The following is a 26561-nucleotide window of genomic DNA, read 5'->3' as shown; positions in this document are numbered from 1 at the left end:
GGCAGCCCACTGCTGAGATGCGCGAACCGCGCCAGTGTCGAGGCCTCCGTCACGTCGGGCGCCGGACCGGCATCGGAGGTCGGGGAGAATCGTCTGATGCGAGACGCTGCTGAACCGACACCGCCCCGATCCGGTTCCGTCTGGCGCGTGCCCGGGATGCGTGCGCTGATCGCGATGTCGTCGCTCGGCTTCGCTGGCTACGCCCTGCTGCTGCCCACCGCGCCGCTCTGGGCACGGATCGGGGGCGCGGACGAAGCCGGCGCAGGGCTCGTCAATGCGGTCCTCATGCTCGCGACGGTCCTCGTGCAGATGACGGTTCCGTGGGCGCTGCGGACGACCGGGTGGCGAGGCACGATGATCGCCGGGATGCTGCTGCTCGGCGCGCCATCGGCGCTGTTCGGCCTCGCAGATGACCTCTGGGTCATCCTCGCGCTGTCAGCCGTCCGCGGCGCGGGATTCGCCGTGCTCACCGTCTGCGGGGCCAGCGCCGTCGCGCACCTCGTCGAGGAGTCCCATCGGGGCCGTGCGATCGGCGCGTACGGTCTGGCGATCGCCGTTCCGCAGTTCCTGCTGACGCCGATCTCGGCGTGGATCGCCGAGTCGGTCGACTTCCGCATCGTGTTCGCGCTCGGCTGTCTGCCGGTCCTCGCCGCTCCGGTCGCCGCTCTGCTCGGCGCGCGGCTCGACCGGGGCGCTGACGCCGGTGACGAGGACGGCGAGGGCGCCGGATCCGTCGGCCGCGGGCGGTTGCTCCTCGCCCTCGCCGCGCCGTCTCTCGTCCTGCTGGCGATCACGACGCCGGGCGGCGCGATCATCTCGTTCGCTCCGCAGTTCGGCTACGCCGCGCCCACCGTCGTGGCGGGCCTGTTCGCGTTCACGGGGGCGGCCGCCTTCACCCGGTGGCTCGCCGGTGGGCTCGCGGATCAGTTCGGTCCGCATCGCTTCATCGCTCCGCTGCTGGCCATGGGGGCGGCGGGCCTCGCCGTCACGGCGTGGGCGGTTCTCACGCCCGACGGCCGCGTCGCCGCGCTCCTCGTCGGAATGGGGCTCGTCGGCGCCGCCTACGGGGCGCTCCAGAATCTGACGCTCGTCGTGTCGTTCGCCTCCGTGCCGAATCGACTGCGCAATGTCGCGAGCACCACATGGAACATCGGCTTCGACGCCGGAACAGGGCTCGGCGCGCTCGTCGTCGGCTTCATCGCGGCGGGCACGAGCTTCGCCGTGGGGCTGTCGACGACGGCCGCGTTCTGCCTCCTCGTCGCGGTGACGTACGTGATCCAGCTGATGCGCATGCGGCGCCGCGCTCTCAAGACGCCGCCGGCGTTCTGACGGGCCGGTGTCTTCGCGGAGTGACCCCCTGTCCGCTGCGCACCGACGAGCGTAGTCTCGCAGGAAGGAGGCTCGATCATGGCCACCGTCCGCAGCACCACGTCATCCGCCGTCCGTCCCGCGAGTGGGCAGGGCACCAGCGACTACACCGAGCTGGCGAAGACGATCCGAGACGGCGGCTTCCTGCGCCGGCGCTATGGCTACTACTGGGTCAAGCTCGTCGGCCTGCCTCTCGCCCTGGCGATCGGTCTCGCTGTGTTCATCTGGATCGGCGACACCTGGTGGCAGCTGTTCACGGCGGCCGCCCTCGCCATCGTCTTCACCCAGATCGCGTTCCTCGGTCACGATGCCGCCCACCGTCAGATCTTCCGTTCAGGGAAGTGGAACGACTGGATCAGTCTCATCCTCGGCGATCTTCTCGTCGGCATGAGCTACGGCTGGTGGCGCCACAAGCACACGAAACACCACGCGAACCCCAACAAGATCGGTTCCGATCCCGATATCGAGCTGCCCGTCATCACGGTCACCGGGGAGAGCACACATCTGCATCGGGCACCGATCCTGCGGTGGCTGCGCGCGCATCAGGGGCTGTTCTTCTTCCCGATCCTGCTCCTCGAGGGCGTGTCGCTCCACGCCGCAAGCGTGCGCCGCGTCGCGACGCGGGCGCATCTCGACCGGCGCTGGATCGAGATCGCGATGCTCAGCGTGCGGCTCGTCGGATTCACTCTGCTCGTCTTCCTCGTGCTGTCGCCGGGCATCGCCGCCACGTTCCTCGCCGTCCAGCTCGGACTCTTCGGGTTCTACATGGGCGTCGCGTTCGCCCCGAACCACAAGGGCATGCCCGTCGTCCCGCGCGACCTGCGACTCGACTTCCTGCACCGCCAGGTGATGATGAGCCGCGATATCCGCGGCACACGCCTGCTCGACACGGTGATGGGCGGTCTGAACTATCAGATCGAGCATCATCTGTTCCCGTCGATGGCCCGTCCGTCCCTGCGCCTGGCCGCCCCGATCATCGCCGCCTACTGCCGCGAGCACGGCGTGCCATATGCGCAGACGGGCCTGTTCGGCTCCTACGCGATCGTCATCCGCTACATCAACCGGGTCGGGCTGGGCGAGCGCGACGTGTTCACGTGCCCGCTCGTCGAGCATCGAAGCCACCTGGTGGGGTGATCGCCCGCGTCCCCGTCGCGGGGTCCCTCGTCAGGAGAACACGGTGAGTGCGTAGAGCACGAAGACGAAGAGGTGCGCCGCACCGTGGAGCGCCGTGACACGTCGACCCGAGAACGTCGTGAGGGTCAGGAGCAGGGTCACGCCGATGAGCGTCAGATTCGTCGGACTCTCGGCGAGCACGACCGTCTGCTCCGTCAGGAGCCCGATCGTGAGCACGGCCGGGATCGTCAGCCCGACGGTCGACACGAGCGCGCCATGACAGAGATTGCTCACACGCTGGATCTCCCCGCGGGCGGCTGCGCGGATCGCGGTGATGGTCTCAGGCAGGAATACGATCAGCGCGATGAGGATCCCCGACAGCGCGAGGGGCGCCCCCGCGCGGTCGAGCCCGACATCGAGCAGAGCAGCCATGTCGTGTGACAGCAGCACGATCGGGAGCACGGTCGCGACGAGGATGAGGAGGCGCGTGATCATCTCCGGGCGATGCTCCGAGACGACGCGGACCACGGAGTGACGTTCCGCGTCGGCCTGCGGCACGACTGCTTCGGATGCGGTGCCGTCGCGCGCCGCGACCTCCTGGAAGTCCCGGCGCTGCGCGCCCATCTGCCGGTACAAAAAGAACCCGTAGAGGAGCGTCGTGAGCGCGATGATCGGGATCCCCTGAACGGCGGTGTACGCGCCGGCGCCGCCGATCAGGCCGGGCAGCGCGAACGCCACGGCGAGGAGGACGACGAGGAGCGAGAGGTAGGACGACACCCCGGTGCGGTTCGCCTGCATGGCGGCGTGCCGCAGGCCGCCGACGACCAGGCCGATGCCGATGACGAGGTTGAGGATGATCATCGACACCGCCATCACGGAGTCGCGGGCGATGGTGGCGTGCTCGCCCGGCCCGAGCATCACGGCGGAGATGAGGATGACCTCGATCAGCACGATCGACAGCGTGAGGACGAGCGTTCCGTAAGGATCGCCGAGGCGGCGGGCGAGGTGCTCGGCTTCGGCGACGACGCCGAAGGCGCAGACGATGATCACGGCGATGATCCCGACCAGAAGGGCCAGGAGGGCCGGTGTCGGCAGCGACGCAGACAGCAGAGGGCGGGCGAGGATGAGGGCGACGAACGCGCTCCAACCCAGGAAGATGCGAGAGATGGCCGTTGGGGTGAGGACGGTGTGGAGGGCAGCTGGTGACGACACGGACAGATTCCGGTTTCTGCTGGGTCGTCCCCGCTCACGCGATCGCCAGCGGGCCGTCCCGCCGGAGCTCTTCCGTTCCGCATCCTACTATGGGGGCCCGTGCAGACCGCCGGAGGCGAACGGGGCGGTCGCGGGTCACGTGCCGACGACGATGTGCGCCACCAGAGCACCGTCGTCCGTGAACCACCCGTTGCGCCGCGCGTGCTCCACCATCGCGCGCATGTGCGCGCCCCACGCGGCGTCCTTCGTACGCGGCCCGGCGTGGAGGGCGATGAACGACGGTGCGATCGCCGCCGAGTCATCGTCGATCACGTAGCCGGCATCGCGCGCGCGGAGCTCGCCGTCGAGCACGGCGGGCGCGAGCCCCGTCTCGACGCGGAAGCGGTCGAAGTCCTCGACCTCATGGACCACGACGGACCCGCCGGCGGCGCGGACGATCATGCGGCGAGGGTAGCCCCGCTCCGTGCGCGCGTCGAGGGCTCCTCGTCAGATCATTCGGGCGAGCCCCGTCAGTGGCGGAGGCCGGGCTCCGTGGAGGAATCCTCCGTGGAGCCCGGCACGACGCAGGCCCCCGACGCGGGGTCGCAGACGGCTCCGTCGGACACGACGAACGTCAGCGGCGCGGGATCTCGGTCAGGCACCGCGCTGCTCCCACGCCTGGGCGATGGCCTGGCCGTACATCTCAGTGGCGACCGCACCGGGAATGCCGAGACGGCGATCGAGCACGGTGAAGGGCACGCCGCGGGCTCCGAGCTGCTGTGCCTCGGCCTGGTCGGCGCGGACCGTGTCGGCATAGCGATCGGTCGCGAGCACGTCGCGCACCTCGGACTCGGGGACGCCGAGAGCCGTCGCGAGGCGCACGATCGTGTCCTGCCCGTACGCGTCGGCGCTGCCGCCGAACAGCTCGGTCTGCATGGCCTTCATGAGCTGCCAGCCGACGCCGTGCTCGTCGGCGAGCTTCACGACCCGCAGGAGGTCGAGCGTGTTCTGTGTGGGCCGGTCGATCTCGTACGCGAGCCCCTCGGCGTGAGCAAGCTGCTGCACCTGCGCGTCCATGGCACGGGCTTCGTCGTCGGACTTCCCGAACTTCTGCGCCAGATAGTCGACGTTGCGCGTCGGCGTCGTCGGCGCCTGAGGATCCAGCTGGAACGCGCGGACCCGCACGTCGATGTCCGCGGCGTGCCCAGAGGCGACGATCGCCTGCTCCAGGCGCTCGTCGCCGACGTAGCACCAAGGGCAGAGCACATCGCTCCAGACTTCGATCGTGAGCTTGTCGGTCGCGGTGTCTGTCGTCATGCGGCTGTCTCCATCTGCGGGCGGTTAGAGAAGGGAACGCGGGGAGCGCTCGACTATTCCACGGTGCGCGGCAGACGGCGCGGTCGCGCCCGGGGTCAGCCGAGGGCTTCTCGGCGCTTTCATCTCAATTTCATAACGACGTCGTGCATGATCGATCGAATGGGCAGCAAAGTCATCGTGCACATCGGCGCGCCGAAGACCGGCACGACATACATCCAGGACCGCCTCCATCAGAACGCCGCGACGCTCGCCGCCCATGGCGTGGTCCTTCCGACGATCGCCGACACGCCGCCGACGCTTTTCCACTTCCGTGCCGCGCTGGACCTCGTCGGTGCGAAGTGGGGCGGCCCGGGAGCGGCTGTCGAGGGCGCATGGGATCACCTCGTCGAGCGCGTCCATGCCGCGGAGGGCACGGTGATCATCAGCCACGAGGTGCTCGCATCCGCCGGACCCGCGGCGATCGCTCGCGCGAAGCGCACCCTCACGGCGAGCGGAGCGGAGCTGCACGTCGTCTACGGCGCGCGCGACATGTGGCGTCAGGTCTCCGCCGGATGGCAGGAGGAGATCAAACAGGGGAAGACCTGGAGCTTCGAGGAGTACTGCTCCCGTCTGAGGGAGGGGCAGGGGTTCTTCGCGCTCCCGTTCGACCTGCCGAGGGTGATCGACGGCTGGGCGAAGGATCTCCGCCCGGAGCATGTCCACGTCGTGACCGTCGCGCAGGAACGTCGCGGTGACGAGCTGTGGGAGCGAGCCTGCGCGGGCCTGCAGATCGATCCGTCGTGGGCGCCCGACGCGTCTGCTCATGCCAATCCGTCTCTCGGCGCGGCCGAGACGACGGTGCTGCGTGCGCTCAACGAGCGCCTGGGCCGCGATTCCCACCCGGGACAGTACGACGACCTCGTGCGCCAGCTCATCGCCGAGCAGGCGCTCGCGGAGCGCGACCGGATCCCGATCATCGCCTCGCAGGAGACCTACGACTGGGCCGCGGACGTCTGCGAGGAGTGGATCGCCTACCTGGCACGCCGCCGACGGATCGACGTCATCGGCGAGGTCGGGGATCTCCGCCCGGCCCCGCGCCCGACGGACGCGCCCGATGCCGATGCCGTCGACACGCAGGCGCAGCTGGCGGCCGCCGTCGACGCACTCGCGGCCACCGTGAGAGAAGCGGAGCAACGCGGACCCCGGATGTCGGTGCGTGCCGTGGCGCGGCGGATGATCCGCCGACTCCTGCGCCGCTGACGTCGGGGCGCCCCCGCGTCAGCGGCGGCGCGTCGCGCGCCTGATCGCGTCGCGACGCTGGCGCGCGGCGGCGGCGACACGGCGGGCGATCTCCTGGACGAGTCGTCGCGTGCGGATGCCGCGCAGCGACTCGCGGACGCGCGCCTCGTCCTTCGCGGGATCCTTCCCCTGCTCCGGCCACGCTTCGAACGTCCAGCCGCGCCCGGCGGCCGCGGACACGGCGCCGGACACCGCGTCGTCGGCGACCGCCGCGGGAACGAGCGACGGGCGCTCGAGCTCGGCCGTCTCGCCCTGCGCGGCGATGAGGTCGAGATCGCCGACGATCGCGATGCCCGAGGCGCGGATCCGCTCGAGTTGGCCGCGTGCGATCTCGCTCGCGCGATCGGCGGCCCACCGGGGAACGAGCACCCTTCGCTCGTCGGCGCCCACCGCATGGTGCGTGAGCAGACGGTTCACAACGCCGTGGCGCACGGTCCGGGAATACTCGGGCCAGGGGAGCCCGCCGCCGCGCTCGATCGCCTGGTTCAGACGCAGCATGACCTCCGCCTCCTCCCAGCTGAACCCGCGGTTCAGGCTGAAGGCGTCCGTGCGGGCGTCGCTGTCGAGCATTCCGCGCGGAAGTTCGAGCAGGTCCTCGAACGTCTCGGAGACGACGGAGCGGTCGGCAGGGTCGAGGACGATGGCCGTCACGTTCTCCGGTCCGACCAATGACGCCCACTTCTCGACGACGCCGGCGTAGTCGATGCGGCGCCCGAAGCTCGGCGTGGCGTCGTCGAGCGCGGGCCAGCCGTCGAGCACGCGATGCATCCACGTGTCGAGATCGATCGAGAGCCCGGACTTCAGGTACTGCTGCCAGGCGGAGGCGACGTATGCGGGGATCGGCCGGAACGTCACGACGACGTGAACCGGCCCGCCGAGCGCGTCGATGAGCTGCGCAGCGGATTCACGGCGCGCGGTCGCACAGAACTCGTGGTCGAGCCAGATCCGGGAGGTGTCGCCTCCCGAGATCTCTCGCTCCAACTCGTGCCAGGGCCGCATGCCGGGGACCGCGGCGCCCTCGCCCCATCCCCAGACGACCCCGAGCTTCGCCAGCAGCGCCCTGCGATGGTTGATGTCGTCACCGGGATAGCGCACGCCGTGAGCGACGAGCGCGTCGCGCTGCCTCGAGGCGGTCGTCTGCAGCGCCGTCGTGCCGGTCTTGGGCATGCCGATGTGCAGCAGCCGCGTTCCCGTCGGCACCGATGCGGTGCGGTCTCCTCGTGGTGTCGGCATGCCCGTTCACTCCGTTCTTCCACCCTGCGAAACGCTGCTCCTCAGGGTAGGCGTGTCGTCCGAGAACGGGCCCGGGGCGCCCCGCGACGGCATAGCATGGGCCCATGGTGACGAGGCCTCCGGAACACGACATCGACGAGTCGCAGGTGACGGTCGGTGCGCCGAAGACGCGCGCCGTCGGGGTCCCGGCGGTGCTGCACGCGCTGAAGATGTCGGTCGACCAGATGGGCGTCGCGCGCAGCGTGCAGACGCTCACGCGCATCAATCAGAAGGACGGCTTCGACTGTCCCGGCTGCGCGTGGCCCGAAGAGGATCGCCGACACCTCGCCGAGTTCTGCGAGAACGGAGCGAAGGCGGTCGCCGAGGAGGCGACCGTGCGGCGCGTCGACCCCTCCTTCTTCGCGGAGCACTCGCTCGACGATCTGCGGGCACACGACGACTGGTGGCTCGGCCAGCAGGGCCGGCTCACGCACCCGATGATCCTGGACGAGGGGGCGACGCACTACCGGCCCATCTCCTGGGACGACGCGCTCGATGCGATCTCCGACGCGCTCCGCGCGCTCGACGACCCGGACGAGGCGGTCTTCTACACGTCGGGGCGCACGTCGAACGAGGCGGCGTTCCTCTACCAGCTGCTCGTCCGCGGGTTCGGGACGAACAACCTGCCCGACTGCTCCAATATGTGCCACGAGTCGAGCGGATCCGCCCTCGGGCAGACGCTCGGCATCGGCAAGGGGACGGTGTCGATCGACGACATCCACGACGCGGAGCTCCTGATCGTCGCGGGCCAGAATCCGGGCACGAACCACCCGCGCATGCTGGGCGCGCTCGAGAAGGCGAAGCAGCGGGGCGCGACGATCGTCGCCGTCAACCCGCTTCCCGAAGCCGGCCTGATGCACTTCGACAACCCACAGACGCCGCGCGGCGTCATCCTCGGCGGGACGACGCTCGCCGACGATTTCGTCCAGATCCGACTGGGCGGCGACCAGGCGCTGTTCCAGGCGATCGGGAAGCACCTCATCGAGCAGCACCGTGTGCACGGCGGCATCATCGACGGCGATTTCGTCGAGGCGCACACCTCCGGCTACGACGAGTACGTCGCCGCGATGGACGCTGTCGCGTGGAGCGACCTCGAAGAGGCGACGGGCCTCACGGAGAAGCGCATGCGGGCGATCGCCGAGCGCGTGCGCGCCTCCGGCAAGACGATCGTGTGCTGGGCCATGGGGCTCACTCAGCACAAGCACTCCGTCGCGACTCTGCGCGATGTCGTGAACGTCCTGCTGCTGCAGGGAAATCTGGGCCGTCCGGGTGCGGGGGTCTGTCCTGTGCGCGGGCACTCGAACGTGCAGGGCGACCGCACGATGGGCATCTACGAGAAGCCGCCCGAGGCGTTTCTGACCGCGCTCGACGACGAGTTCGGCTTTCACTCGCCGCGCGAGCACGGCTACGACACGGTCGAGGCGATCCGGGCGATGCGCGACGGGCGCGTGCGCGTGTTCCTCGGCATGGGCGGCAACTTCGTCAGCGCGACGCCGGATACCGCCGTCGTCGAGAAGGGCATGGCGCAGACCGATCTGACCGTGCACGTGTCCACCAAGCTCAACCGCTCCCACGTCGTCACCGGCACGCGCGCGATCATTCTCCCGACGCTCGGGCGCACGGACCGCGACCGCCGCGGCACGGGAGAGCAGCGCGTCACGGTCGAGGACTCCATGGGCGCCGTGCACGGATCCCGCGGCCGCCTCGCACCGCCCTCGGACGACCTGCTGAGCGAGGTCGCGATCCTGGCCCGCCTCTGCGCGCGCGTCTTCGAGGGCCGCGGTGACGCGCCCCGCGCCGACTGGACGGGCCTCGAGAACGACTACGCGCGGATCCGCGGTCACATCTCGCGGGTCGTGCCGGGGTTCGAGCGCTATGACGAGCGGATCCAGAAGGGCCGTACGTTCTTCCTTCCGAACGGACCGCGGGACGCCCGCCGATTCGCCACGGAGACCGGACGGGCGATGTTCACGGCGAACGCGCTCGAGTTCCCGGTGATCCCAGAGGGGCGGATCCTCCTGCAGACGCTGCGCTCGCACGATCAGTACAACACGACGATCTACGGCAAGGACGATCGCTACCGCGGCATCAGCGACGGTCGCCGTGTCGTTCTCATCCACCCGGACGACATCCGCGCGCAGGGCTGCGTCGACGGCGAGATCGTCGACATCGTGTCGGAGTGGCCGGGACGCGACGGGATGGAGGAGCGACGCGCGGAGGCGTTCCGCCTCGTCTCCTACGACACCCCGCGTCGAAACGCGGCGGCGTACTATCCCGAGACGAACGTGCTCGTGCCGCTCGACTCGACGGCCGATGTCAGCGGGACTCCGACGTCGAAGGGTGTCATCGTACGGCTCGAGAAACGCCCCTGAGATGGGCCGCATCACCGCCCGCCGGCCCGTCACGCGGATCCGGATCGGGCAGGACCCGCGGCGCCGTCCCGACACGCTGGCTGTCGAGGAGCCGCTCGAGATCCGCGTCGGGGGCGATCCGCTGTCGGTGACCATGCGCACTCCGGGACACGACGTCGAGCTCGCGACGGGCTTCCTCCTCTCGGAGGGCATCGTGCGCACGGGCGCCGACGTGCAGCAGGCGATCCACTGCGGCGGGCCGGCGACGGGTGGGCAGGAGAACACGTACAACGTGCTCGACGTCACGCTCGCCCCGGGCGTGGCGGCGCCGACGCCCGACATGGCGCGGAACGTCTATATGACGAGCTCGTGCGGCGTGTGCGGAAAGGCCTCGATCGACGCGGTCCGCACGGAGTCGGCGCACCCGGTCGCCGACGATCCGCTGATCGTCGATGCCGCGCTGCTGACGACGTTCCCCGATGTGCTGCGCGAGCATCAGGCGGCGTTCGAGAAGACCGGCGGATTGCACGCAGCCGCCCTGTTCGATGGATCGACGGGCGAGCTGCTCGTCGTGCGCGAGGACGTCGGACGGCACAACGCGGTCGACAAGGTCGTCGGGTGGGCCGCGATGAACGACCGTCTGCCGCTTGCCGGGTGCGTGCTGATGGTGTCGGGGCGCGTGGCGTTCGAGCTCGCGCAGAAGTCCATCATGGCGGGCGCGCCGATGATCGCCGCCGTCTCAGCCCCGTCGTCGCTCGCCGTCGACCTCGCGGACGAGGCGGGTCTCACCCTCGTCGGGTTCCTGCGCGGCGAGAGCATGAACGTCTACGCGGGGGAGCGCCGCGTGCGTGCGTCGAGTCCGGCGGACCGTCAGCCGGCGCACGAGACAATGGACGCGTGAGCTCCGTCGACGTCATCGCGCCTACCCGCACCTCCCGGCTCGGCCGAGCCTGGGCCGTCATCGCCACGATCGAGGCGATCACCTGGGCGGGGCTCCTCATCGGCATGCTCATCAAGTACCCGCTCGAGGGCACGCACATGGTCGTGACGATCTTCGGCTCCCTGCACGGTGCCGCGTTCATCGTCTACGGCATCCTGACGATCGTCGCGGCCGTTCGGCTGCGCTGGGGATGGTGGCGCGCGCTCATCGCTCTCGCCTGCTCGATCCCGCCGCTGTTCACCCTCATCGTCGAGGTGTGGTTCGCGAAGGCCGGGATGCTGCGCGTGCCCGCGTCAGCCGACCAGGTCTGAGAGAGCCTCGCGGATCTCCGGGAAGCGGAACGCGAACCCGCGCTTCGCGAGCACGCTCGACGTCGTGTGGCGACCCGTGAGCGCGAGCAGCGGATCGGTCTGCAGAGGGATAGCCGCGAGGCGCAGCACCCACTCGGGTGTCGGAATCGCAAGGCGCTGTCCGGCCACGTCGCGGAGGGCGCTCATGAGCTCGGCGTTGCGGACGGGGGTCGGCGATGCCGCAATGACGGGGCCATCGGGCAGCTCCAGGCCCGGTTCGAGGCCGAGTGCCGCACGGGCGATCCGGATCCAGTCGGCGACGTGGATCCAGCTGAACCACTGCTCCCCGGATCCGATCGGTCCGCCGAAGCCGAGCTTCGCGGGGAGGAGGAGCCGGTCGAGGGCGGGGGTGTCGGCGTCGAGCACGATCGACGTGCGGATCGTGACGCGGTGCGCGGCATTCGCATCGCGAGAGGCCGTCTCCCACGGACGCACGATGCCCGTCATCTGCGCGGGCCCGAGGGCGGGCTCTGGCGTGGTCTCCGTGATCCGCTCGTCGCCCGTGTCGCCGTAGAGGGCGGTCGTCGACCCCTGCAGCCATCGGTCGACGGGGCGGTCGCGCATGAGCGATGCGGAGACGAGCGCCTCCGTCGCCTCGACTCGTGAATCCCGCAGGGCGCGGATGTTGTCGTCGGTGGGACGGCAGTCGACGAGCTTGCCGGCGAGGTTGACGACGGCGACCTCGTCGTCTGATTCGAGCACGTGCGCCCATGCCGGCACGTCGTGCGGATCCCACCCCACCTCGACGACGCCACTCGGGAGATGGCGCCTCCGACCCGGCGTGCGCGTGAGGACGACGACGTCGTGTCCCGTGCTCACGAGGTCGGCGGACAGGGCACGGCCCAGTGACCCGGAACCACCCGCGATGACGACCTTCATGCGCCCCAGTCTGCCACTCGGCCGTCCGGACGGGGCGACTTTCTCGCGCATCCTGAGGACAACCGTTCATCTCCTCGTCACCGACGCATCACCGCGGCGCGCCGCGGGATTCACCTGCGCGGCGGATCGTGAGCGAACCGGCGCATGAGCGCCGGCGTCAACGATTCCCGGAGGGTGCATGCCGAAGGCCGTCGGCCCCGTCGCGTGGGTGGAGTCGCCGCTGCAGCTGATCGGCGCCGCCGAGTGGGCCCACGCGCGTTCCACGCGCGTCGACCTCGCCGGTCGGCTCGCCGTCCAGGTCGAGCAGACGGCGGCGGAGCTCAATGCGCGCGGCGCGATGTTCGGCGAGCAGGCGGGCTTCTACGGGATCCCCTGGGGCATGCTGCGTTCTCACGATCACTGGCTCGTGGGCGACGGGTTCTCGGGGCAGTTCCGCCTCGCCGTCGCGGTCCTGCGTCCGCGACGGCTCACCTTCCTCGACGACGGGCTCAATGCCGTCGCGTTCGCGGACGCGCTGACGGGCGCCCGCGCATTCCAGCGACCCGGCGTGGTGGAGCGGGGGCTCACCCGCCGGGTCGCTCCGTTCGCGCTCGATGCCGTCCGCCTGCGCGCGGCGCGCGGCGCGGTCGATCTGTTCACGGCGTTCCCGCTCGGCGAGGCGCGGGCCGAGGCGCTGGCGGATCTCGGGGTCACGACCGCGCGCCATGACTTCCCGTGGCTGCGCGGCACCCGTCCGAGCGATGACCTGCAGGCGCGGATGCGTCACGCACGCGTCATCCTCGGCAGCGCGGGCGTCGTCGACGGACGCATGCCGCGTGCGGACTACCTCGCGTGGGTCGCCGATCAGGCGCGCGAGGAGCCGGCGAGCTACCTGCCGCACCGACGAGAGCCCGAGGGACTGCTCGACGACGTGGGCCGCGTCCCCGGCATCGATGTCGTCCGCACGGGCCTGCCGATCGAGGCGGTGCTCGCGGGGGACGCGCGCCCGCGGGAGATCGTGACGCTGCCCTCCAGTGCGGCCGTGACCCTGCGTCGGATCCTCGCCGGCACCGGCTCCGTCCTGCGCGAGCACGAACGCCGAGGCACCACCCGCGAGGCGGCGCGATGACGGCCGAGACGGTCGCCATCATCCCCGCACGCGGAGGATCGAAGGGCGTTCCCCGCAAGAACCTGGAGCGCGTCGGAGGAATCCCCCTGGTCGCGCGGGCGATCCGGGCGGCTCTGGCGGTCGAGCGCATCGATCGCGTCGTCGTCTCGACGGACGACACCGAGATCGCGAGCATCGCCAGGGAATGGGGGGCGACGGCGCTGATCCGTCCCGCAGATCTGTCCGGCGACGGTGCGTCGTCGGAGTCGGCGATCCTGCACGCGCTCGACGAGCTGCGCGCGCGCGGCGTCCCCGTCGACGTCGTCGCATTCCTGCAGGCGACGAGCCCCTTCATCTCCCCGCCGCACCTCGCGGAGGCCATCGATCTCGTCCGCACCGGCGCCGCCGAGACGGCGTTCTCGGCTCGCGAATCCTATGAGTTCTTCTGGGCGAGGGGCGAGCACGGCGCCGAGGCGATCGGACACGACGCCGCCCACCGGCCGCGTCGCCAGGACAGGGATCCGCTGTTCGTCGAGACGGGGGCGTTCTACGTCATGGACGCGCGGGGCTTCCGCACCGCGCGTCACCGCTTCTTCGGCCGCACGGAGATCGTGTCGGTCCCGCCCGAGCTCGCGATGGAGATCGACTCACACGAGGAGCTCCATCTGGCACGCCTCATGGCGTCGGTGCACCCGGATCCCCGTGATCACGCGATCGACGTCGACGCCGTCGTCACGGACTTCGACGGCGTGCACACAGACGACACCGCGATGGTCGCGACGAACGGCATCGAACAGGTGCGCGTGAGCCGCTCCGACGGGATGGGCGTGCGTCTGCTGCGCGAGGCGGGTGTTCCCCTCCTCATCCTGTCCACCGAGACGAACCCCGTCGTCTCCGCGCGGGCCGCGAAGCTCGGGGTCGAGGTGATCCAAGCCTCCGGCGACAAGCGCGCCGCCCTCGCGGCATGGGCGGAGGCGCGCGGACTCCCGCTGTCGCGCATCGCCTACGTCGGAAACGACGTCAACGACCTGGGTGCTCTGGAGACGGTCGGCTGGCCGATCGTCGTCCCGGACGCCCACCCGCTCGCCACCGCGAGCGCCCGCATCGTGCTCACCCGCACGGGCGGCACCGGAGCTGTGCGCGAGGTGGCCGAGCGCGTGCTCGCCGCGCGCACGGCCGCCGTCACACAACCAGAAGGGATGCGCGCATGAGCGTCACCATCGGATCGCGTCAGGTCGGCGGGGGCTCACCCGCTTTCGTCATCGCGGAGATCGGCCTCAATCACAACGGCTCCGTCGAGATCGCGAAGCAGCTGATCGATGTGGCGGCCGACGCGGGCGCCGACGCCGTCAAGTTCCAGAAGCGCACCCCCGAGATCTGCACGCCGGAGCACATGCGCGACGTGCCGCGCGAGACGCCGTGGGGCACCATGACCTACCTCGAGTATCGTCACCGCGTCGAGTTCGGCCGCGACGAGTACGTCGAGATCGGCGACCACGCCATCCTGCGCGGGCTCGAGTGGTTCGCGTCGCCGTGGGACGTGCCGAGCGTCGAGTTCCTCGAGGACCTCGGCGTCGTCGCCCACAAGGTCGCCTCGGCCAGCGTCACCGACATCGAGATGCTCGAGGCGCTGCGCGCCACCGGCAAGCCCGTGATCCTGTCGACGGGCATGTCGACGATGGACGAGATCGACCGCGCGGTCGCGACCCTCGGCACCGACAACCTCGTCATCATGCACGCGACGTCGACGTACCCGATGGAGCCCGACGAGGCGAACCTGCGCATGATCCCGGTCCTCCGCGATCGCTTTCCCGGCGTGCCCGTCGGGTACTCCGGTCACGAGCGCGGTCTCCAGATCTCGCTCGCGGCCGTCGCGGTCGGCGCCGTCGCGGTGGAGCGCCACATCACGCTCGACCGCACGATGTGGGGATCCGACCACGCGGCATCCCTCGAGCCCGGCGGCCTCGGCACCCTCGTGCGCGACATCCGGATCATCGAGATGGCCCGCGGCGACGGCGTGAAGCGCGTGTTCCCCGGCGAAGAGGCTCCCAAGGCCAAGCTTCGCCGCGTCGGCGCGTGACGGAACGTCCCGCTCGGCGGCCGCGCATCATCGCGGTCGCCGACACCGACTCGTACGTGAAGTGGGCGGCGGCGCTCGTCGCGGATCCGTGGGTCGACGGATCCCTCATCGTCCTCGACACGGAGCTGGTCGTGAGCGACACCCAGCTGACGTCGGCGCTGTCGGGTACGGGCCTCGCCACGGAACGGGTGCGCCGTGCGGCGTTCGACGAGCTGCCGGTGCGCCTCGCGGGCGCGGATGGCGTCGTGATCGCGGCGCGCGGCCCCCTGACCCGCGTCGTCGCGCGGGTCGCGGCAGGTCTGAACCCCCGTCCCGTGATCGTGACCGGCCTCCCGGGGATCTCGCTGCCGGCCACATGGCTCGCCCTGCACTTCCGCCGGCAGTGCGACATGTTCGTGCTGCACTCGCACCGGGAGATCGCGGCGTTTCGCGCGCTGGCGGACGAGCGCGGGATCGATCAGCGCTTCGCCCTCGCGACTCTGCCGTTCGCGCGGCATGCGGCGCAGACGGCACCCACATCGTCGGGCACGGACCTCGTCTTCGCCGCCCAGGCACTCGCGCCGCGTTCGCGCGAGGACAGGATCCGCGTGGCGCGCATCCTGGTCGACGCAGCGCACGCGGACCCGTCGCGATGCGTCGTCCTGAAGCTGCGGGGCCGGCCGGGGGAGCAGCAGACCCACCGCGAGGTGGACGCCTACCCCGATCTGCTCGCCGAGATGGACGACGTGCCGAGGAACCTCGTCGTCTCGTACGCGCCGATGCACGAAGCGCTCGCGACGGCCGAGGGGCTCGTGACCGTGAGTTCGACGGCCGCGATCGAGGCGGCGGCGCAGGGCGTTCCGGTGATCGCGCTCGACACGTTCGGGATCGACGAGAAGCTCATCAACGTCGTGTTCGCCGGCAGCGGGCTGCTCGGCGGGGCAGACGATGTCGTGGCGCGACGCTTCCGGCACCCGCACCAGGACTGGCTGCGAGACAACTACTTCCACGACGCCGCCGATGACTCGTGGGTGGCCCTGGTCGCCGACCTCATCGTGCGCCGGCGCCGGGGCGATCTGCCCGGGCGCCCCGCGCACGCGCGAGTCGGGGGACTCGCGCGCGATGCCTGGGAGCGCCGGCTCGCGCTCGGCAACCGCGACAGGTCGCTCATCGGCGTCGCCGCCTACGGTGCGGGCGTACCGCTGCGTGCCGCGATGCGCCGGTGGCGTCGTGTCGTCACCCGGGCGCGCGGACCGCGCTCGGCCTGAGACCGCTCGGCTGCTGAGGGTCCGTGGGGGCGGGATCCTCAGCAGGCGAGTTCGCTGCGCAGCAGGGCGATGTGGCGGGCGGTGATGTCGTCTTCCGCGACGCCCTCGGCGAACCGCGGCTGCTCGCGGATCACGTCGAAGGGAACATCGGGAACCTGCCCGTGGGGGCGGACATCGAGGTGAGTGGTCTGGAACCCCGACTCGGCGAGCTGACGCGACATGTCGTAGTCCTGGCCGGAGTCGCCGGCCGTGAACCAGCGACGCGGAGACTCCATGCGCGAGCCGATGAGGTCGAGCGCGCGCCGTGCGCCGAGGGCCTTCCCGCTGCGCGCGTGCTCGATGTCGATCGAGATGACGGTCGGGTAGATCTTCATCGTGTCGGCGAGCGCGCGCTCTTCGAGCTGCTCCTCGATCTCGGCGACGAGCGACGTCCGCTGAGCGATGAACGTCTCGTTCGGCACCTCCACGTGCTGCTCGACCGAGATCATCGTGCGCTTCGTCTCGTCGAAGAACACCACATCGCCGTACCGCCCGGCGATCTCGCGGACGGCGTCGAACAGCTCCTGCGGTGGGCGCATCTCGTCGTCCTGGTGCACGTCGCCGACCTCGACGCCGCCGGACCCCTGAGCGAGCGAGAACCATGTGCCGCCCTTCTCGCCGACGCCCCAGACGGGGTCCGCGGCAGAGAGCCCCGCCGCGACGAGATCGGGGATGACGCGCTCGCGCAGGAAATCCGTGGAGCGGCCCGTGTTGAACACGACGGGACAGCCGGCCTTCGCGATCGCGACGAGGTCGGATGCGATCGTCGGGACGCGCAGCGTGCGGGTCACCGTGCTCGCGAGAGGACCGTCGACGTCGAGCAGAAGTCCGAGAGCGGGGGAGGAAGTCACCAGCCCATCATCACCCACGCGCGGGCGGATTCCGCAGGCGGCGTGCCGAACGTCACCGGAGAGGCACCTCTCTGCTCCGATCCCACGGCTCCTCCCAGCCGAGTCGCGCCAGGAGGCGATCCAGCAGCCCGGCCGTGAAGCCCCAGACGAATCGCTCCGCGCCGTCGACCTCGAGGACCCACCCGGGCCCCCGGCGGGTCTCGCGACCCTGCGTGAACGTCCACGTGACGCGGTTCGCGGGGTCGAGCAGATCGGCGACGGGGGCCCGGAAGACTGCCGACGACTCCGCGGCATCGACGGGACGCACGGGAGTCGGCTGGCGCCACCAGCCGATGACGGGCGTGACGACGTGATTCGAGAACGGCAGCGGCTGCTCGCCGAGCGCCCCGAGCACCTCGACGCCCTCGGGATCCAATCCCGTCTCCTCCCAGGCCTCGCGCAGGGCGGCATCCTCTGGGCCCCGATCGCCGGCATCGAGCCGTCCGCCGGGGAAGGCGATCTGCCCCGCGTGCGAACGGAGGGTCTGCGCGCGCGTCAGCAGAAGGACGTCGAGATCGGCGGAGACGGCGTCGTTCTGGGCATCATGGCCCGCAGGGAGCCCATCGAGGACGCCGAACAGGATGAGGACGGCGGCCGGGCGGGCATCGCGGCTGTCGAACGCGCCGATGTCGGGCAGGTCCCAGATGGGATCGGGACCTGCCCCCTCGGCGAACTCGGCGAGCTGTGCGTACGCCGATGCGGCGATCAGCGGAACTCCACTGTCGCGTTCTCGTCGTTCAGCACCACGACCGGCGTGATCGTGGGGTGGCCGGCCTGGCGGATCTTCTCGAGATCCACCCGGAGCAGCGGTGTCCCCGTGTCGACGATGTCACCCGTCTTCACGAGCGTCTCGAAGCCGTCGCCGGCCATCTTGACGGTGTCGAGCCCGACGTGCACGAGCACCTCGGTCTCGTCGTCGAGCACGATCGCGACCGCGTGCCCCGTGTCGAAGACGTGCCCGACGCGCCCCGGAGCGGGAGAGGTGACCGTGTCGCCCGTCGGCTCGATCGCGAGGCCCGGTCCCATGATCTGCTCGGCGAACGTCGGGTCCGGCACCACGCTCAGCGGCTTGACCTCGCCCGCGATGGGCTGGGCGAGCGTCAGCGTGCGGGAGGCCGTCGCCGTCGCGGTTCCGCCCGCGTTCGGAGCGGGATCCGCCGGCTCGTCTGCCCCGTCGGCGGGCGAGATGGCGCCCGACATCAGGCCCTCCATCGCATCCTTCACGAACTGCACGTTGAGGCCGTAGACGACCTGCACGGCGTTCCCGCCGGGCTTCATGGTGCCGACGGCGCCCGCGCGCTTGAGCGCGGCCTCATCGACCTTCGACACGTCGCCCACCTCGAGGCGCAGGCGCGTCGCGCAGTTGTCGAGGCTGGTGATGTTGCCCTCCCCGCCGAGGGCCGTGAGGAATCGGTCGGCCGTCGTGACGAACTTCGCGTCGGTCTCTCCCACGTGCTCCGCGGCGATTTCGTCCTCGTCCTCGCGCCCGATCGTCTTGAGCTGCCAGCGCTGGATGACGAACGTGAACACGAGGAAGTAGATGACGAACCAGGCGACGCCCATGACGAGGATGATCCACGGATTCTGCGCCATCGGATTGTTCCAGCCGAGGCCGAGGTCGAGCGCGCCCGCCGAGAATCCGAAGCCCATGCGCACGGGAAACAGCGTTGCGAGGAACATCGAGATGCCCGTGAAGACCGCATGGATCACGTACAGCACCGGGGCGAGGAACATGAACGAGAACTCGAGCGGTTCCGTGATGCCGACGAAGAACGACGAGATGGCCGCGGAGAAGAGGATGCCGGCGGCGACCTTCTTCTGCGTGCTCTTCGCCGTCACGTACATGGCCAGCGCTGCGCCGGGGAGGCCGAACATCATGATGGGGAAGAAGCCCGTCATGTACTGACCGGTGACGCCGTACGTGCCCTCGCCGCTCAGGAAGTTGGGCAGGTCGTTGATCCCCGCCACATCGAACCAGAAGACGGAGTTGAGCGCGTGGTGCAGCCCCGTGGGGATGAGGATGCGGTTGAAGAAGCCGTACAGGCCGGATCCGAACGCCCCGAGGCCCACGATCCACTCGCCGAATCCGACGAGCCCCTGGTAGACCAGCGGCCAGAGGAACAGGAGCACGAGGCCGAGCACGAGGGACATCGCGGCGGCGACGATCGCCACGGCGCGCTTGCCCGAGAAGAAGGCGAGCCAGTCGGGCAGCTTCACGTCCTTGAAGCGGTTGTAGGCGAAGGCGCCGATGAGGCCGCAGAGGATGCCCGTGAAGGCGTTCTGGATGTTCGCGAAGGCGGGGTCGACCTCGCCGATGTCGAGGCCGACGAAGCTTCCGACCGTCTCGGGCGCGAGGAGCGTCGTGACGACGAGCCAGGAGACGAGCCCGGCGAGGGCGGACGTGCCGTCGGTCTTGCGCGCCATGCCGATGGAGACGCCGACGGCGAACAGGATCGCCAGATTGTTGATGATCGCGCCGCCGGCGGCGCTCAGGAACACGGACGCGACGTTCTCGCCGGCGGTGCGGTCGATCCAGCTGCCGATGCCCATCAGGATCGCCGCAACGGGCATGACGGCAATCGGCAGCATGAGCGATCGGCCCAGATTCTGCAGGAATTTCACGCGCACTCCTTCGTAAGGGTCAGATGCGTGGGACCCCAAGACACTACACACGGACCGGGCGGGCCGACAGAGACCCGCCCGGTGTATATGCCGATGTCGCTATCTGCCGGTCACAGTGCGCGGCGCGCCTCGCGCCGCCGCGCCTGCTCGGCGGGGTCGGGGACGGGCAGCGAAGCGATCAGCCTGCGCGTGTAGTCGTTCTGCGGGTCGCCGAGGACGTCAGCCGTGCGTCCCTGCTCGGCGATCTCGCCGTTCTTCAGCACGGCGATGCGGTGCGCCAGCAGGTCGACGACCGCGAGGTCGTGCGTGATGAACAGACACGCGAATCCGAACTGCTGCTGCAGCTCCTGGAAGAGCTCGAGCACCGTCGCCTGCACCGACACGTCGAGCGCACTCGTCGGCTCGTCGGCGATGAGGAGCTTCGGATTGAGGGCCAGCCCGCGCGCGAGCGACGCGCGCTGACGCTGGCCGCCCGACAGCTCGTGCGGGAAGCGCTTCGCGAACTCGCCCGGCAGGCGCACGGCCTCGAGCAGTTCCACGACGCGATCCTCCGCGTCATCGACGCTCGCGGCTTCGCCGTGCACGATCAGGGGCTCGGCGACGCAGGCGCCGATCGTGAGGAGCGGGTTGAAGCTCGACGCGGGGTCCTGGAACACGAAGCCGAGGTCCTTGCGATGCGGCCGCAGCTGTCGCTCCCGCACCCCGTTCATCTCGACGCCGAGCACCTCGAGGGATCCGCCCGTGACCGCTGTGAGCCCTGCGAGGGCGCGCCCGATCGTCGACTTGCCGGATCCCGATTCGCCGACGAGGCCGAGGACCTCGCCGGGCCGGATCTCGAAGTCGACGCCCTGGACGGCGCGGAAGCCGCGCGCGCCGAAGCGACCCGGATACTCGATCTCGAGGCCGCGCGCCCTCACGAGGGGAGCGGCGTCCTCGTCGCCGCCCCACACGCGGTCGGCGATGTCGAGGCGCGGCACCGCCGCGAGGAGCGTCTTCGTGTAGTCGGCCCGCGGCGTCGCGAAGAGCTCGGCCGTCGGCGCCGTCTCGACGATGTCACCGCGGTACATCACACACACGCGATCGGCGAGGTCGGCGACGACGCCCATGTTGTGCGTGATCAGGAGGATCGCCGTGCCGAACTCCTCGCGTACCAGTCGCAGCAGGTCGAGGATCTCCGCCTGCACGGTCACGTCGAGCGCGGTCGTCGGCTCGTCGGCGATGAGCACCTTGGGGCCCAGCGACAGGGCCTGCGCGATGACGATGCGCTGCTTCTGGCCGCCCGAGAACTGGTGCGGGTAGTCGTCCACGCGCCGGAGCGGATCCGGGATCCCCACCTTCTCGAGGATCTCGATCGCGCGGGCGCGCGCCTCCTTCTTCGAGATCTTCTGATGCGCGCGCAGGCCCTCGGCGATCTGCCACCCCACCGTGAAGACGGGGTTGAGCGCCGTCATCGGCTCCTGGAAGATCATCGCCGCCTCCGTCCCGCGCAGCTCGCGCAGTCGCCCGCCCGACAGCGTGACGACGTCGGTGCCGTTCACGACGACGGCACCGGTCGTCGTCGCCGTCTCGGGGAGGAGCCCGAGCAGGGTGCGTGCGGTGACGGTCTTGCCGGATCCGGACTCGCCGACGATCGCGAGCACCTCACGGTCGCGCACCTCGAGATCGATGCCGTGGACGACGTGGACGTCGCCGCCGTCGGTCGCGAACGTGATGTCGAGATCTCTGATCTCGACGGGCAGCTGGTCCGCGCTCATGCGGCGACCTCCTTCTTCTGCGTCGCCGCGCGCCGGCGTGTGCGCAGGCGCGGATCGGCGAGGTCGTTGAGGCTCTCGCCGACGAGGGTGATGCCCATGACGACGAGCACGATGGCGAGACCGGGGAAGACCGCGGTCCACCAGCGCCCGGCCGTGACGTCCTCCACGGCGCGGTTGAGGTCGTAGCCCCATTCCGCGGCCGCACTCGGCTCGATGCCGAAGCCGAGGAAGCCGAGGCCCGCGATCGTGAGGATCGCCTCGGACGCGTTGAGCGTGAAGATCAGCGGGAGGCTGCGGGTCGCGTTGCGCAGGACGTGACGCAGCATGATCCGCCACGTCGAGGCGCCGACGACGCGGGCCGACTCGACATACGCCTCGCTCTTGATCCGCACGGTCTCGGCGCGCACGACCCGGAAGTACTGCGGGATGAACACGACCGTGATGGAGATCGCGGTCGCCATGATGCCGCCGAAGAGGCTCGACTGGCCCGCCGAGATGATGATGGCCGCGACGATGGCCAGCAGAAGCGACGGGAACGCGTACACGGCGTCGCAGACCACGACGAGGATGCGGTCGAGCCAGCCGCCGAGGTAGCCGGACACGACGCCGAGGAGGATGCCGAGGAACAGGCTCATCACGACGGAGACGACGATGACGAGGAACGCGGTCCGCGCGCCCCAGAGCACGCGCGAGAACACGTCGTATCCCGCGATCGTGGTGCCCCAGATGTGCTCGGCGGACGGCGCCTGGCGGGGCGTGAACGTCCCGGCGTCGTCCGACAGCTGCGCGAATCCGTACGGCGCGATGAGCGGCGCGAAGGCGGCCACGAGGAGGAAAACGACACAGATCACGAGACCCGCGATGAGCATCCCGCGCTGCAGGCCGACGGCCTGTCGCAGGTCCTTGATGATCGGGATCCGGTCGAGGAGCGGAGTGGTCGCCATCGTCAGTACCTCACCCTCGGGTCGATGAACGCCGCGATGATGTCGACGATGAAGTTCGTGAGCGCGACGATCACGGCGAGCAGGGCGACGATGCCCTGCACGGCAACGAAGTCGCGCGCCTTGAGGAACTCGCTCAGCTGGTAGCCGAGGCCCATCCACTCGAAGGTCGTCTCGGTCAGGACGGCGCCGCCGAGCAGCACCGCGATCTGCAGGCCGATGACCGTGATGATCGGGATGAGCGCGGGTTTATACGCGTGCTTGCGCACGAGCCGGAACTCGCTCACGCCCCGTGAGCGCGCGGCGTCGACGTACGGCATCGAGAGCGTGCCGATGACATTCGTGCGCACGAGACGCAGGAAGACGCCCGCCGTCAGGAGGCCGAGCGCGAGGCCGGGGAGGATCGCATGAGCGAGCACGTCGCTGATGAGCGACCACTGCCCGGTGCGCAGGGCGTCGATCGTGTAGATGCCGGTCGCACCGTCGATGCGCCCGAGCTGCAGCTCGACGCGAGGAGAGGCGCGTCCCGAGCTCGGCAGCACGCCGAGCCAGACCGAGAACACGAGCTTGAACAGCAGACCGGCGAAGAACACCGGCGTCGCGTAGAAGAGGATCGCGAGGATGCGCAGCACGGCGTCGCCCCAGCGGTCGCGGATCGCCGCCGCGAGCATGCCCAGCGGGATGCCGACGACGAAGGCGACGATGAGCGCGTAGATCGCAAGCTCGAGCGTCGCACCGCCATAGCGCAGCAGGACGCTCGTGACGGTCTGACCGTCGATCGTCGTTCCGAAGTCACCGGTCGCGATGCTGCCGAGGTAGTCGAGGTACTGCACGACGAGCGGTCGGTTGTATCCGGCCGCGTCGATGCGCTCCGCGAGCTGCGCGGGCGTGAGCTGGCCGCCGAGCGCGGCCGTGATGGGATCGCCTGTGACGCGCATCATGAGGAACACGGTGGTCACGAGGATGAAGATGGTCGGGAAGATGAGCAGGAAGCGGATCAGCACGTATCGCCAGAGCGAGGTGCCGCCGGATCCGCTCTTCTTCCTCGGGGGCGCCACCGGTGTGTCGGCGGCGAGGGCGGTATCAGCCACGGGGGAGTCCTTGTGGGAATCGGGTGGAACAGGGATCCGGGGCGGTTCGCCTGATGGACGAACCGCCCCGGATCGACTGTGCTCGGTGCCGGTCAGCGCGTGAGCGACGCCATGCGGAGCTTGAACGACGCGTCGAGGATGACGCCCTCGACATCGGCCGCGGTCACCGCGACCTGGGCTCCCTGGAGGTAGGGAACGGTCGAGAGGTCCTCGGCGACCTTCTGCTGGATGTCGCCGATGAGCGCCTCGCGCGCGGCGGCGTCGGGCTCGGACGCCTGCTCGGCGATGAGCTGGTCGACCTCGTCGTCGGCGTAGTGGTTCACGAGGAAGTTCTCCGACTGGAAGAACGGCGTGAGGTAGTTGTCCGCGTCGGAGTAGTCGGGGAACCACCCGAGCTGGTACGCCGGGTACACGTCGGCGACGCGGTCATCCGAGTACTGGACCCACTCGGTGCCCGCGAGCGTCACGTCGAAGAGGCCGTCGGCTTCGAGCTGCTGCTCGATCATGGCGTACTCATCGGCCGAGTTCGGTCCGTAGTGGTCGGGGCTGTACTGCAGCGACAGCGCCACCGGCGTTTCGATTCCCGCGTCCGACAGTGCCTTCTCGGCGGCTTCTGCCGAGGGCGCGCCCTGGCCGTCGCCGTACATCTCCTTGAGCGGCTCGGTCGCGCCGGCGAAGCCCTCGGGGACGTACGAGTACAGCGGCGTGTATGTGCCGTCGTAGACCTGCTCGCTCAGCGCCTCGCGGTCGATGAGCGATGCGAGTGCCTGGCGCACGGCGAGTGCCTTCTCTGGATCCGCGTCGTCGGTCTCGGCGCCGAACGGCTGCGTGTTGAAGTTGAAGACGATGTATCGGATCTCGCCGCCGGGACCCTCGTGGACCGCGAGGCTGTCGTTGCCGGAGAGGTCCTCGACATCGCTGGGCGACAGGCTGCGGTACGCCACGTCGACGGATCCGTCTTCGACGGCGAGCTTCAGGTTCGACGACTCCGCGTAGTAGTTGATCAGCACGCTGTCGTTCGCGGCCGCGTCGACGAGGCCCTGGTAGTTCTCGTTCGGCGTCAGCTCGACGAGCTCGTTGAACGTGTAGTCCGTGATCGAGTACGGGCCGCCGAAGGCGTTCGCCTCGACGATCTCGTCGTCGGGCGTGACCTCGTCGGCAGAGAACGACTCCTCGTCGACGATCGCTCCCGGGAAGCTCGTCAGGACGTACGGGAACGTCTGATCGTCGGCATTGGTCAGGTGGAAGACAGCGGTCTGCTCGTCGGGGGTCTCGACCGATTCGAGGTTCCCGAGCAGCGACGACGGGCCGTTCGGCGCCGCGATCGCGAGCTGCCGGTCGAACGTGAACTTGACGTCACTCGAGGTGAGCTCGTTGCCGTTCGCCCAGGTGAGGCCTTCGGGCAGCGTCACCGTGTACTCGTTCGGGCCCGTGAACTCCGCCGTCTCGGCGAGGTCGGGCACGACATCGGTGCTGTTCGGCGCCGTGTTCACGAGATAGGGGAACACCTGCGTCTGCAGAGTGAGGGATCCGTTGTCGTATGACCCGGCGGGGTCCAGGTGGGTGACCGCGTCGGTCGTGCCGACGAGGATGTCGTTGCCCGCGCCGCCGTCGTCGCCGCCGCCATCCGTGCTCGCGCAGCCGGCGAGCGTGATGGCGACGACGGCGGGAACCGCGGCGACCGTGGCGCGCTTGCGCGCGCGCGTCGTGAGGGTCATTGGTGCCTCTTTCGAAGATGCCGTGTGCTGTGTGCCACCGCGAGTCGGTGACAGGGATTCTTCAATATTCACACGGCGAACGGTCAGGCACGAACCGAATCCGAATATTCCACTCGCCGGCGGTGAGCAGAATGCGCACCGCCCCGCGGCAGGATCGTCAGAATGCGACGGGTGTCGAGGATCCCTGCCACGCGTCGAGAAGGGCGTGTCGCAGTCGGTCGCCGCGCTCGGCGAATGCACGCTGACGGCGCACGTACTCGGCCTTGCCGTCTGGCGTCTCGATCCGCACGGGGTCGAACCCGAATGCGCGGATGTCATACGGCGCCGCCTCCATGTCGAGCTGGCGGATGTCGCGCGCCAGCTCGAATGCGTCGAGCAGCAGCTCGCCGGGCACGAGGGGGCCGAGCTTCACGGCCCACTTGTACACGTCCATGCCCGCATGGAGGCAGCCGGGCTGGTCGAGGTCGGGCTGCGTCTCACGATGGAGGGGAGTGCGGTTGCGGGGAGCCGCATCCGGAGTGAAGAAGCGATACGCGTCATAGTGCGTGCACCGAAGCTCGTGGGCTTCGACGACGCCGTCGGTGCCGCGCTGCCCGAGGCGCAGGGGCTGCGGGTGCCGGTGCTCCTCCTGGCGATAGACCATCGCCCACTCGTGCAGGCCGAAGCAGTCGAACTGCCCGGGACGCGAGGCCGTGCGCCTCAGCATGATCTCGATGAGCCGCGCGAGTCCGGATTTCTCGCGCGCGAAGCCGTCGGCGTCGGCGATGAGAGAGCCCGGCCGCTCCCCGGGGCTGTACCAGCGCCAGCCCGCGCGCGGCTCGTCGGCGGCGTCGAGGAGGGTGACACCCGTCCCGGGATGCCAGCGGCGCAGCAGAGAGGGTTTGTACGAGTAGTAGGTGAACAGGAAGTCCCAGACCGGGTGCTTCTCATCCCGGCGCGCGCGGTCGCGGTGCGCGGCGGTGAGCGCATCGGCTCGCTCCTCGTGAAGCCGTTCTCGCTCTCGCCACGACTCCCGCGCCAGCTCGATCATCGG

Annotated in this window: 23 protein-coding genes; 10 read left to right on the top strand and 13 right to left on the bottom strand. The window is 69.9% G+C overall.

Annotated features, from left to right (window positions below; all coding sequences use genetic code 11):
- Positions 1-96 precede the first annotated feature (96 nt).
- Together KOL93_RS05700 and KOL93_RS05695 are read left to right on the top strand one after the other, a co-directional pair.
- Positions 97-1329 (top strand): MFS transporter, encoded by a 1233-nt coding sequence (locus KOL93_RS05700; RefSeq protein WP_221584349.1) that lies wholly within the window; start codon positions 97-99, stop codon positions 1327-1329.
- 78 nt (positions 1330-1407) lie between these two features.
- Complete coding sequence (locus KOL93_RS05695; protein WP_221584348.1) at positions 1408-2502, top strand: fatty acid desaturase family protein; 1095 nt, start codon at positions 1408-1410, stop codon at positions 2500-2502.
- A gap of 30 nt (positions 2503-2532) precedes the next feature.
- On the opposite strand, the gene KOL93_RS05690 is transcribed toward KOL93_RS05695, so the two are convergent.
- The 3 genes from KOL93_RS05690 to KOL93_RS05680 all read right to left on the bottom strand — a co-directional run bounded on the left by KOL93_RS05690 (position 2533) and on the right by KOL93_RS05680 (position 4989).
- Positions 2533-3693, bottom strand: a complete 1161-nt coding sequence (locus KOL93_RS05690; RefSeq protein ID WP_221584347.1) for a calcium:cation antiporter — start codon at positions 3691-3693, stop codon at positions 2533-2535.
- 135 nt (positions 3694-3828) lie between these two features.
- Positions 3829-4134, bottom strand: a complete 306-nt coding sequence (locus KOL93_RS05685; protein ID WP_221584346.1) for a hypothetical protein — start codon at positions 4132-4134, stop codon at positions 3829-3831.
- A 192-nt stretch (positions 4135-4326) separates the two neighbouring features.
- Positions 4327-4989: a DsbA family oxidoreductase gene (locus tag KOL93_RS05680; RefSeq protein WP_221584345.1), complete on the bottom strand. Its 663-nt coding sequence runs from the start codon at positions 4987-4989 to the stop codon at positions 4327-4329.
- 159 nt (positions 4990-5148) lie between these two features.
- On the opposite strand from KOL93_RS05680, the gene KOL93_RS05675 reads away from it, so the two are divergent.
- Positions 5149-6228: a hypothetical protein gene (locus tag KOL93_RS05675; RefSeq protein WP_221584344.1), complete on the top strand. Its 1080-nt coding sequence runs from the start codon at positions 5149-5151 to the stop codon at positions 6226-6228.
- Positions 6229-6246: 18 nt separating this feature from the next.
- Here the strand turns inward: KOL93_RS05675 and KOL93_RS05670 are convergent, their stop codons facing one another.
- Positions 6247-7500 carry a hypothetical protein gene (locus KOL93_RS05670; RefSeq protein WP_221584343.1) on the bottom strand — a complete coding sequence of 418 codons (1254 nt, stop codon included), beginning with the start codon at positions 7498-7500 and terminating at the stop codon, positions 6247-6249.
- A gap of 104 nt (positions 7501-7604) precedes the next feature.
- Here KOL93_RS05670 and KOL93_RS05665 point away from each other — a divergent pair, with 104 nt between their 5' ends.
- From KOL93_RS05665 to KOL93_RS05655, 3 genes are read left to right on the top strand one after another with little or no spacing between them, the layout of a single operon-like run.
- Positions 7605-9911, top strand: a complete 2307-nt coding sequence (locus KOL93_RS05665; protein ID WP_221584342.1) for an FdhF/YdeP family oxidoreductase — start codon at positions 7605-7607, stop codon at positions 9909-9911.
- A 1-nt stretch (position 9912) separates the two neighbouring features.
- Positions 9913-10791: a formate dehydrogenase accessory sulfurtransferase FdhD gene (gene fdhD, locus KOL93_RS05660; protein ID WP_221584341.1), complete on the top strand. Its 879-nt coding sequence runs from the start codon at positions 9913-9915 to the stop codon at positions 10789-10791.
- Positions 10788-11141 (top strand): DUF3817 domain-containing protein, encoded by a 354-nt coding sequence (locus tag KOL93_RS05655; protein ID WP_308291547.1) that lies wholly within the window; start codon positions 10788-10790, stop codon positions 11139-11141. Before fdhD ends, KOL93_RS05655 begins: the two co-directional genes overlap by 4 nt.
- On the opposite strand, the gene KOL93_RS05650 is transcribed toward KOL93_RS05655, so the two are convergent.
- Complete coding sequence (locus KOL93_RS05650) at positions 11124-12059, bottom strand: epimerase (protein WP_221584340.1); 936 nt, start codon at positions 12057-12059, stop codon at positions 11124-11126. The two genes, KOL93_RS05655 and KOL93_RS05650, sit on opposite strands and share 18 nt — an antisense overlap.
- Before the next feature lie 178 nt (positions 12060-12237).
- Between KOL93_RS05650 and KOL93_RS05645 the strand changes: the two genes are divergently transcribed.
- From KOL93_RS05645 to KOL93_RS05630, 4 genes are read left to right on the top strand one after another with little or no spacing between them, the layout of a single operon-like run.
- Positions 12238-13167 carry a hypothetical protein gene (locus KOL93_RS05645; RefSeq protein ID WP_221584339.1) on the top strand — a complete coding sequence of 310 codons (930 nt, stop codon included), beginning with the start codon at positions 12238-12240 and terminating at the stop codon, positions 13165-13167.
- A complete protein-coding gene (locus KOL93_RS05640; protein ID WP_221584338.1) occupies positions 13164-14357 on the top strand; it encodes an acylneuraminate cytidylyltransferase in 1194 nt (397 codons plus the stop codon). The genes KOL93_RS05645 and KOL93_RS05640 overlap by 4 nt, the downstream gene beginning before the upstream one ends.
- Complete coding sequence (locus tag KOL93_RS05635) at positions 14354-15226, top strand: N-acetylneuraminate synthase family protein (protein ID WP_221584337.1); 873 nt, start codon at positions 14354-14356, stop codon at positions 15224-15226. The genes KOL93_RS05640 and KOL93_RS05635 overlap by 4 nt, the downstream gene beginning before the upstream one ends.
- Positions 15223-16473 (top strand): DUF6716 putative glycosyltransferase, encoded by a 1251-nt coding sequence (locus KOL93_RS05630; protein WP_221584336.1) that lies wholly within the window; start codon positions 15223-15225, stop codon positions 16471-16473. The genes KOL93_RS05635 and KOL93_RS05630 overlap by 4 nt, the downstream gene beginning before the upstream one ends.
- 38 nt (positions 16474-16511) lie before the next feature.
- Here KOL93_RS05630 and KOL93_RS05625 read toward each other — a convergent pair whose 3' ends face one another.
- The 8 genes from KOL93_RS05625 to KOL93_RS05590 all read right to left on the bottom strand — a co-directional run bounded on the left by KOL93_RS05625 (position 16512) and on the right by KOL93_RS05590 (position 26558).
- On the bottom strand, positions 16512-17363 hold the full coding sequence (locus KOL93_RS05625) for a hypothetical protein (protein WP_221584335.1): 852 nt from the start codon (positions 17361-17363) through the stop codon (positions 16512-16514).
- A gap of 52 nt (positions 17364-17415) precedes the next feature.
- On the bottom strand, positions 17416-18111 hold the full coding sequence (locus KOL93_RS05620; protein ID WP_374107113.1) for an NUDIX hydrolase: 696 nt from the start codon (positions 18109-18111) through the stop codon (positions 17416-17418).
- The gene (gene nagE / locus KOL93_RS05615) at positions 18108-20024 is read right to left on the bottom strand and encodes an N-acetylglucosamine-specific PTS transporter subunit IIBC (RefSeq protein WP_221584334.1); all 1917 of its coding nucleotides are present in this window, start codon (positions 20022-20024) and stop codon (positions 18108-18110) included. The genes KOL93_RS05620 and nagE overlap by 4 nt, the downstream gene beginning before the upstream one ends.
- 110 nt (positions 20025-20134) lie before the next feature.
- Positions 20135-21778 carry an ABC transporter ATP-binding protein gene (locus KOL93_RS05610; RefSeq protein WP_221584333.1) on the bottom strand — a complete coding sequence of 548 codons (1644 nt, stop codon included), beginning with the start codon at positions 21776-21778 and terminating at the stop codon, positions 20135-20137.
- Entirely contained in the window at positions 21775-22722 is a 948-nt protein-coding gene (locus KOL93_RS05605) for an ABC transporter permease (protein ID WP_221584332.1), read from the bottom strand. The genes KOL93_RS05610 and KOL93_RS05605 overlap by 4 nt, the downstream gene beginning before the upstream one ends.
- 2 nt (positions 22723-22724) lie before the next feature.
- Positions 22725-23777, bottom strand: a complete 1053-nt coding sequence (locus tag KOL93_RS05600; protein ID WP_308291562.1) for an ABC transporter permease — start codon at positions 23775-23777, stop codon at positions 22725-22727.
- Positions 23778-23902: 125 nt separating this feature from the next.
- Positions 23903-25528: an ABC transporter substrate-binding protein gene (locus tag KOL93_RS05595; RefSeq protein WP_221584330.1), complete on the bottom strand. Its 1626-nt coding sequence runs from the start codon at positions 25526-25528 to the stop codon at positions 23903-23905.
- 157 nt (positions 25529-25685) lie between these two features.
- On the bottom strand, positions 25686-26558 hold the full coding sequence (locus KOL93_RS05590) for a 3-methyladenine DNA glycosylase (RefSeq protein WP_221584329.1): 873 nt from the start codon (positions 26556-26558) through the stop codon (positions 25686-25688).
- Positions 26559-26561 lie beyond the last annotated feature (3 nt).

The organism is Microbacterium salitolerans (genome assembly GCF_019720895.1).
Taxonomy (GTDB): domain Bacteria; phylum Actinomycetota; class Actinomycetes; order Actinomycetales; family Microbacteriaceae; genus Microbacterium.
This window is presented reverse-complemented; position numbering and strand designations above follow the sequence as displayed.